At 53.2% G+C, this 8,237-nt stretch carries 10 protein-coding genes; 5 read left to right on the top strand and 5 right to left on the bottom strand.

The window, feature by feature from the left end:
- Positions 1-630: 630 nt before the first annotated feature.
- Genes QMZ18_RS34890 through QMZ18_RS34875 form a run of 4 tightly spaced genes read right to left on the bottom strand, consistent with a single transcriptional unit; the run spans position 631 to position 2,660 of the window.
- Complete coding sequence (locus QMZ18_RS34890; protein ID WP_282611074.1) at positions 631-873, bottom strand: hypothetical protein; 243 nt, start codon at positions 871-873, stop codon at positions 631-633.
- A 3-nt stretch (positions 874-876) separates the two neighbouring features.
- Positions 877-1,308: a thermonuclease family protein gene (locus QMZ18_RS34885; RefSeq protein ID WP_282611073.1), complete on the bottom strand. Its 432-nt coding sequence runs from the start codon at positions 1,306-1,308 to the stop codon at positions 877-879.
- Between the two features lie 43 nt (positions 1,309-1,351).
- A complete protein-coding gene (locus QMZ18_RS34880; protein ID WP_282611072.1) occupies positions 1,352-2,116 on the bottom strand; it encodes an N-6 DNA methylase in 765 nt (254 codons plus the stop codon).
- Positions 2,117-2,129: 13 nt separating this feature from the next.
- Positions 2,130-2,660, bottom strand: a complete 531-nt coding sequence (locus tag QMZ18_RS34875) for a DUF2958 domain-containing protein (RefSeq protein WP_282611071.1) — start codon at positions 2,658-2,660, stop codon at positions 2,130-2,132.
- 473 nt (positions 2,661-3,133) lie between these two features.
- Here QMZ18_RS34875 and QMZ18_RS34870 point away from each other — a divergent pair, with 473 nt between their 5' ends.
- Entirely contained in the window at positions 3,134-3,664 is a 531-nt protein-coding gene (locus QMZ18_RS34870) for an HXXEE domain-containing protein (RefSeq protein WP_282611070.1), read from the top strand.
- A 353-nt stretch (positions 3,665-4,017) separates the two neighbouring features.
- Here the strand turns inward: QMZ18_RS34870 and QMZ18_RS34865 are convergent, their stop codons facing one another.
- Positions 4,018-4,260 (bottom strand): hypothetical protein, encoded by a 243-nt coding sequence (locus tag QMZ18_RS34865; RefSeq protein ID WP_282611069.1) that lies wholly within the window; start codon positions 4,258-4,260, stop codon positions 4,018-4,020.
- Between the two features lie 151 nt (positions 4,261-4,411).
- Between QMZ18_RS34865 and QMZ18_RS34860 the strand changes: the two genes are divergently transcribed.
- The 4 genes from QMZ18_RS34860 to QMZ18_RS34845 are packed head-to-tail and all read left to right on the top strand — an operon-like array spanning position 4,412 to position 8,142.
- A complete protein-coding gene (locus tag QMZ18_RS34860; RefSeq protein WP_282611068.1) occupies positions 4,412-5,284 on the top strand; it encodes a hypothetical protein in 873 nt (290 codons plus the stop codon).
- 27 nt (positions 5,285-5,311) lie between these two features.
- A complete protein-coding gene (locus tag QMZ18_RS34855; RefSeq protein ID WP_282611067.1) occupies positions 5,312-6,076 on the top strand; it encodes a hypothetical protein in 765 nt (254 codons plus the stop codon).
- 30 nt (positions 6,077-6,106) lie between these two features.
- Positions 6,107-7,336 (top strand): MFS transporter, encoded by a 1,230-nt coding sequence (locus QMZ18_RS34850; RefSeq protein ID WP_282611066.1) that lies wholly within the window; start codon positions 6,107-6,109, stop codon positions 7,334-7,336.
- Positions 7,333-8,142, top strand: coding sequence for a class I SAM-dependent methyltransferase (locus tag QMZ18_RS34845; RefSeq protein ID WP_282611065.1), 810 nt, complete (start codon positions 7,333-7,335; stop codon positions 8,140-8,142). The genes QMZ18_RS34850 and QMZ18_RS34845 overlap by 4 nt, the downstream gene beginning before the upstream one ends.
- Positions 8,143-8,237 lie beyond the last annotated feature (95 nt).

Genomic DNA, 8,237 nt, shown 5'->3' with positions numbered 1-8,237 from the left:
GAGGGATAGTCACCCGAATGGGCCGAGACTTTAGGCTCGGTGGAGCTTGGTGAGGAACGAGCCTAGCGGAATAAAGCCCGGCCCCCTTGCGGGGCGAGCACACTCACCTTCGTTCGACCGCGGCGGCGCGCTCACATCGATCTGGCGGGGAGTTGGCCGCGTCATTGTGCTGAGCGGCGCGACAACGACAATTTTTCTACGCGAAAACCCGCACAAAACTGCCGGTTTTAAAAAACCGTGTTTAGGATCCTAACAACGCTTTTTGGTCAGTTGTGGGCTCTACAGCGCCCTACGGATGCTCACTTATCGCGACGATACCAACTCCTTTTCGTTCCAGCCCACATAAAAAAAGCCGAAACCGCAGAAAAGACGATCCCCCATAAGGGACTTTCCACTACGAATGCGAGACTGAAGCAGACACCAAAAAAACCAATAACGAACGCAGCACCACTCGCTCTATATTGAGCGCCACACCCCGTACAAACGGTATAACCATCATCGACATGTGTCCCACAAAACGGGCAAATCACTCTTTCGTTCTCCCTGTCGCCGTGCGTAGTTTTTCCGCCCTGATATGAAGCGGCCGCGCAACTTCGTCGTGGCGGGATCGTGCGAACCTGAATTTATCCGTCATCCGAAGGTCGAGGACATTCCGAAATACTTTCCGCAGCCGCTGAGCCGTCCGCCGGTCTGTTCAGCGGCGACATTGCCACGTTCGCGGAGGATTTCCCCCATAGCCTGATAGCAGCGCTCGCCTTCTCTCTGCTCTTGCCGCATTTCCCGCGCCTTCATGGGCTGGTACCACCACCGGTCCATTGCATAAGCCAGGCCGAAGACGACAACGACTATCGCGATCCATTGCTGTGTGATCATGGCTCAGCTCCTCGGCTTGCAATAGCCGGGGAGCGGAAGGACTTTCGCGCCCTTCGTTTCCAGCTTCGCGTAGCGACCGTTTGAAAACCGCCGGCAGTCGCGGCCGAGCCCAGCCTTGACCAGTTCGGCGGCAATGTCCCTGCCTGCGAGTTCGCAGACCGCGACAAAGCGGTCGTAGCTCTTCTTGCCGGTCAGGCGGCAAACGACCGATTTATGCAGAACGAGGTTCTGCATAAATTCCGCCGCGCGCTTTCCGGCCGTGGTGTCCAGTTCGGGAGCGTGAAGGCCGTTCAAGCGGATCGGCACCGAACCGACTTCGATGGTATCGCCGTCTCGAACATGGGTGACAACGCCGTGCAACTCCTTGGCGTGAAGAGGGGAGGCGGCCCAGAAAATCAGGGAAACGGATAGAAGGGATGCGGTACGGATTTTCATAATTGTCTACTCCATTATCGAAGCTAAATTGCAAACACAAGCTTTAAAACAGCGTCATCTGTTCGCCGTCTGGTAATGGCAAACTGATGGCTGTCTCTCGGGCGCTTTCGGCGGGAGGCTGCGGGCTTTCGGGTTGGCTTTCGTCGGTCGCAAAGGGGCTGCCGTGTTTGTCCAGAAACCCGAAACTCCCCGGCAAGGTGAAGGATTCGAACATTTCCATAGAGAGGGTGTTTCCGCGCCAGACGCGCCCCGATAGGCCGCGGCAGGCAAGCTGCAAAAAGCACATGCGGTAGGGCAGTTCAGCGATGTCGATGGCTTCGATCCAAAGGCAGCTTGCCGGATCATGGCCCTTGTCCTCGATGACGTCGGCGATCGCCAGTAACATTGCACCCGCACCACAGGCGGGTTCCTGCAGGGTGATGAAGCCTTTCTGTTCAAGGCTCCGATCAAGATCACCGCAATTGATCTCGGCGATCAAACGGCAGACCTCGTAGGGCGTGAAGAATTGACCGTTTGCGCCTTCCAGCAAACCAAGCTCGCCGGCGACGTTCCCGAGAAAGTCGCTTCTCTGTCCGGTCTGGTCGAAGACCATAGCCAGTAGTTCGGGCATGCGGCGCACATCGTCTTTCTTCCGGTAGCTCCGTACGACCTGCATATATTGCTCTTCCAGGGCCTCGGCCCGGGCTGGCTCGGCGGTCTTCTTGGCGAGCGCGCAACTCGCCATGGTGAGGAAGTCCCGGAACTTGGTGTAACCGTCTTTGCCCGGATCGATCTCGCGCAGGATTTTGATGAAGGCTTTCACTCTCATTGGGCCAACCTTTTCAACGGATGGCCTGAAGCCCCATGGCGAGGGGAAACGACATCGTCTCGCCGCTTTCGTCCAGCAAGCGCGCTTTTAGAGGACTACCGGACTTTCGGGCCTCTTCCGCGAGGCGCTGATAGGCGGCCAGCAGATCGCCAATCCCAAAGATCGTGCTTTCCACCTGCGTTGCGGCCTCTGCGTAAACGCTGAGGGTCGCCAGAGGTCGAAAGTAAGGCAGTGGCATAATCTTCTGACCGCCGACGCCGGTGATGGCTTCAGCCTCGGCGCGCGAAATGGTGCCGAGGTCGAAATCGCCGTTTCCACCCAGATCGCAGAGACCATAGAGAAGATCCTCGTTATCAGGGTCCATTGTTGTCAGGAGCCAAAGAGCGCCGTTCCAAGGGCAGAGCCACTTGACCACTGGCGCATGATCGCTGTCCTGGTCCTTGAAGTTCTCCAGCATCCGAACGCGTTGGCCGGGAAGAATAAGAGTCTCGTTGGTGCCTGCCGTGCTGTCCTGTCCGCAATCGGTCTGAGATGGTGTCGTCATGTGGCTTTGTCCTCTCTTCGCCAGTGGGGCGTGACCTCGTTCCTTGGTGGGGTGAAGGTCGTCAGAACTTCACCGCAGCGAAGGGAGGGGGGCGCAGCCCGCCGAGTGCTCGGATGGGACGGGGTCAAGGGGTTCGAAAGGAAGCTGGTGCGGCCCGCAGCGCAGCGAGGACTCGGGCGAACTGGAGAATGCGCCGGCGGCGCGCTCGCCCCTTGATGCCGGCGCAGCCGATTGCTCCGGCGAACTCATGAAAACAGAAGATACGCGCCGGCCGGCGCGGCCTCTCAACTTCGCCGCGGCCGCGGCGGCAATCCATCAGAACCCTTTGTTTGAAAAATCGAGCGTCCATTTAAGGGAAAGGGGTGAGCGCCGCCGGCGCTCTCTGCTACGCGTTGGCTTCGTAGCCGATGCGAGGATACACATAGCAAACGGGTACTTTTCAGAGTTGCACCAACCAAGGAGACACGCAGGAAATGCAAAATCGCCTCTTCCAAAACTGGGCCTATGCCACCCCGCCGATCGCATTACTGCTCATTGGTCTTTACCCATTCATTGGAACGGCAATTGCCCTGCCACTCTTTTTGTCTCTGCCGGTCTATATGTTCCACCAGTATGAGGAACATGATGACAACCGCTTTGCTGAGTTCCTAAACGGCATGTTGGGCGCGGACAAAAAGGGGCTCTCTCCCGCACATGTCTGGATCATCAACGTGATCTTCGTCTGGTTTTTCCTGCTGGCGGTTTTCCACGTCGCATCATTCATGCCGAGCTGGAGTGTGCTGGTGGCCTATCTGCTGGCGATCAATGGGGTCTTGCACGTAGCCTGGGCGGTCAAGTTCCGGAAATACAATCCGGGACTTTGGACTGGCATCCTGTTGTTCTTCCCACTTGCGACTTGGATTTTTGTAACGATCCCGGCCACGCTTACGATTCATATCGTCTCGGCCATCCTCGTGATCGTTCTTCACGCGGCGATCCTGATCTTGGCAAGAAGGCCTGCTTAACTAACTGCTCTGACGCTGCAATCTGATCGGCGCAAGAGCAGGGGCGCTGCGGCTGGCAGCGCCCCTTGGCAGTTATCCGGTGACCTGGTCATCGTCGGTGGCCTTGGGCTGAAAGGCGACCAGCTCGGTAACACCAACGGGAAAGTCCAGTTTGATCGAGAGGATGAAGTGGTTGCTCGACATATTGCGTCTCCGTGATTTGCGTTTTCGATGAAGCGACCCAGGCCAGCTTTCATCAATCGGAAAACGCAGGTCCCGGAGACGTTCTGTCCGGACAATCGGAATCCTGCCCCTATCCGATTGAATGGGACAATGCAGGAGGACAAAAGAGCGAGCGCCGGCAGCACTCTCCGCTACATGTTGGCTTTATAGCCCTTGCCGCAGTCGCCGCAGACCAGTTGCAGGCCTGGACGGCCCCAAACATTCAAAACCCGGCCTTCGTTGCATTCGTGGCAGTACTTGACCTTGCTGCGCGCCGGTGCGGCTTCAGCGCCGCCGTTGCCGCCTTCGCTGTCTCCCTCTTCATCGGTATCGAGCAGTACGGGCGCAGCAATGGAAAAGCGATCTGCCCAGGGAATATCGAAGGCCTCGCCCAAGAGGGACTTGGTGGTCTACCAAATATGCGCACGCAGATACTACCTATAGATGCTTTACTAATATATTTTATTTTTAATAGTTGTTTTTTCTCGTTTTTGGTGTAAAACGACTTTTGTAGATGGCAGTTCAAGGCACCTACGGGGAGCAATCATGTCGAGCGTATCTAGCGTTAAAATCAACCAACAGAAGCGAGACTTTCGAGAAATCTACAACGCTTCTGAACCAACCCAGTATTTTTCAACTATGGCAACCCTGGATTATCAGATCCCAGAAAACGCCCGGCCATGCATCGAATTTTTATTGTACGAGTTGAAAAGCTGTAAGAGACTGGAACAGCTAAATATTTTGGATATTGGTTGCTCTTATGGCGTGCTTTCCGCACTCATAAAGTATAACCTCACTCTTAATTTTTTGTATTCAGTGTATACAAAAGAAATGTTCAGAGAATCATCAAATATTTCTTCGGTAAAATACTCACTTATGCCATCTCGAAGCTATCTAAATTTCTACGGAATAGATAGTAGTATAAACGCTGTAAAGTATGCGATTGACGTTGGCTTGCTAGAGTCTGGTGTCGGTGCAGATCTAGAACAGGACGGACAGGTCGATCTCGATAAAATACCAAAAGACATCGACTTGATCGTTTCAACAGGATGTTTCGGCTATATCACAGATCAAACACTTATGAAGATACTAGACCATACCTATGGTTGCTCTAGACCGGTTATCGTATCTTTTGTAATGCGTCCGTTCGATTACTCGCCAGCGATTGATAGTCTTGCGAGTATTGGATATCGAACACGCCAGTTGAACGGTCAATACTTTCGCCAAAGGAAATTTTTCGATCGAGGTGAGCAAAATCACATATTCAATCTGGTATCCGAAACAGCAATGGCTTTATCGGGAGATCAAATACCCGAAGCGGACGGATATTCGTACGCGACACTCTTCGTCAGTGAGCACCAGGCAGATCGACCGACATCTCTTTTCGATGTCTTCGGCAGCGATCCCACTTGCGCATGATCACGTAAACCTCACTGGAGAGTTCCTATGCCAGCCGAACGCGACGTCATTATCCGCAATTCCAGAGACAGTATCCTTGGCGAGCCGACTTACACAAAGTCGTCGGATTTAGGGGTCACACAGTTCCGGCACCCCTACCCACGTGATCTGGTCGAGGAAATTTGTCGAAAGGCGATTAAGCTCAGGCACACGCATGCAGAGAAGCGTCATTTAAACTTGATGTATATTCGCGGGGCTCAACGCTACATCCCTGAAATAGCGGAACTGGTTCACTTCGACGGCAGACTGGAAATGCTCTCAGACTTTGCTGGTACAAACCTCGAGGTATATCCACTGTCAGTTATTTCAACGATCATTACCTTTCAGGATTGCAATAGTGATGGGTCGATTGTTTGGCATTGCGACGGGATACCGATCACGGAGATGGTGCCTCTGTCTATTGATCGGCTTGTTGGTGGTGACCTCCAACTCTATTGCGGTAATCCGGAGGTCGGAATGGCGAGAGTCTATAACCAAGGTGAGACCATCCTTGATAGTGAAATACTCAGCATCCGGCACCGGCTGAACTATTCTATCTTGGGGCAGTTGATGAGACTGATGCACCGGGTTGAGCCGATTTCGCAGGGATGTCGGATCACCCTGAACATGAACCTCCGTTCAGAGTCAAAGCCCTACATCGACGACAATAATCTGTGCTACCTCGCCGCTGATAATCCAGACCTGGAGTGGAAAGATGAATATGTCGCCGACGTCGTCGCGCGACAGCTTCCATCCTACGTGCGCCCTGATTAACGGCGTTTCTAAAGTGAAGGATTGTCCATCATGACCGAGATGTCACAAGAAGCGTCTATCAGCGTGCGCAACCCCCAGCTAGTGATTGCGGCTTTAATCGCAAGCGTGGGAATTTACGGGATTGTACAAAGCCTCACTTATCCGCTGCTCGCGCTGCTTCTTGAGCAAAATGACTATGGCAGATGGCTGATAGGAGTAAACGCAGCAATGATGCCAGTCGGCATGTTAATTGCTGGCACATTTGCGCCTCGCCTTGTCGCCCGGTTGGGGCTTTATGCTGTTATGCAGGTTGGTTTGTTGAGTGTTGGCGTTTGCCTGTTTTTGGTCTTCATGATTGAGGACTACTTTGTCTGGATGCTTCTGAGGTTTGTTTCTGGTGTCATACTGACACTAATTTTTGTCGCATCGGATACATGCATAAATGAAATTATTTCCGATTCCATAAGAGGCAGAGTGATCGGATTGTATTCAATGTCTCTTTCCCTCGGTTTTGTCCTTGGTCCCGGAATATTGGCGATTTTTGGAAGTGGGTCTGTTCTCCCGTTCGTTTTTGGCGTCGCGCTCCCGTTAATCGCGATGATCCCTTTGTTCATGGTGCGACAGCGGATCAGACTTATTGGCTTTTCCACTCAGCCAGTCTCCATGTGGGGGTTTTTTACTCGGATCCCGGTGCTTCTGCTCGCCGTTGTGTTTGTATCGTTTGCCGACCAAAGCGCCCTGTCCCTCCTACCAATCTACGGGCTCGGAATTGGCAGGAGCGAAGCGGAGGCAAACCTTCTCGTTGTTTTGATGACTACGGGGAGTTTCCTGCTCATGTACCCTATTGGCTGGCTTGCAGACTCAATCTCGCGACTGTGGCTGATGTTCGTCTGCTCAGTCGTATCCACGATTATCTCGGCCACTTTCCTGGTTTTGACTGAAATGACGGTCGGCTTAGCTGTAGCGGTCTTCATCTGGGGGGGAACTTACTACGCAATCTATTCTCTTACCCTGGTGCGCATTGGACAGATTTTCTCGGGATCTCGGCTTGTCGGCGCTACGGCGGCATGCGGAGCGGCTTGGGGGATTGGCGGAATTATCGGGACACCATTGGCAGGCAAAGCCATGGACGAGTTCGGACCGGATGGCTTCCCGTTGGTTGTCACATTGCTGTTTGCGCTTCTGGCCGCGGCCTTACTGATGATGATTCTTACCAGTCAATCAAGTCGGTATCAAACTGCCTCATCTATTAAGCCCTATCCCTTGGAGGAACGCGAATGACGACAGTTACCAATATCATTGCTCAGAATCGCAAGGCTTGGAATGAAGTCGCGCCGCGGCACGCTGAACTCGCTTTAGAGGAAGTTAAAAGGAGTCTGGCGGAGGTCAGAGGGGCATACGTTCGTCCTGAGTTGCGGGAAGCATTGAAGCAGATTGATCTAACCAACAAGACCGTCGTCCAATTCAATTGTAACAACGCGAGGGAGTTGATCTCGCTCGTCCAACTTGGCGCCGCGCGGGGAGTAGGGTTCGATTTCTCGGAAGAGTTTGTTCTTCAAGCAAGAGAATTGGTTGCGCTGAGCGGTCTCGAAATAGAGATCGTTGAAACTGACATTTATCTTATCGGTTCCGATTATGAAGAGATTGCCGATGTGCTCGTGGCGACATCGGGTGCGCTATGTTGGATGGGGGATCTGCAGCAGTATTTCCGAATTGTTCGGAACGTGCTGAAGCCGGATGGTATCCTGACAATTCACGAGACTCATCCATTTTTGGAAATGTTCAAGTTGGATAGAGAATGCAAACAGGACGAGCCACTTGTTCCTCACTACTCGTACTTCTCTGACGAACCGGTCGCCTCGGACAAAGGCCTCGACTATTATTCGAACCAAGTCTACGGATCGGAGACAGTGTACTGGTATCATCACAGCTTCAGTTCAATTCTCCAGGCGGTTATCGACGCTGGCTTGAAGATCGAGTACATTCGCGAGCTCGAAACCGATCTTGACAGTGGTTACTCTCGAGTGGGCGAGCTGAACATAAAGCCTCCCATGAGTTATATTCTCATGGCTCGAAGGACTGACTAAGTGACCGCATTTTAGAATCGAGTTTTGTTGGGGCAGCCAATCGCAACGGCTCAGGTCTGGATGACTGTCGTCCCTGGCTTTGCCTCTCGGAATCC

This window comes from Pelagibius sp. Alg239-R121 (genome assembly GCF_947331435.1).
Classification (GTDB): Bacteria; Pseudomonadota; Alphaproteobacteria; order Kiloniellales; family Kiloniellaceae; genus Denitrobaculum.
The sequence above is the reverse complement of the archived record's forward strand: the minus strand, read 5'-3'. Positions and strand labels throughout refer to the sequence as shown.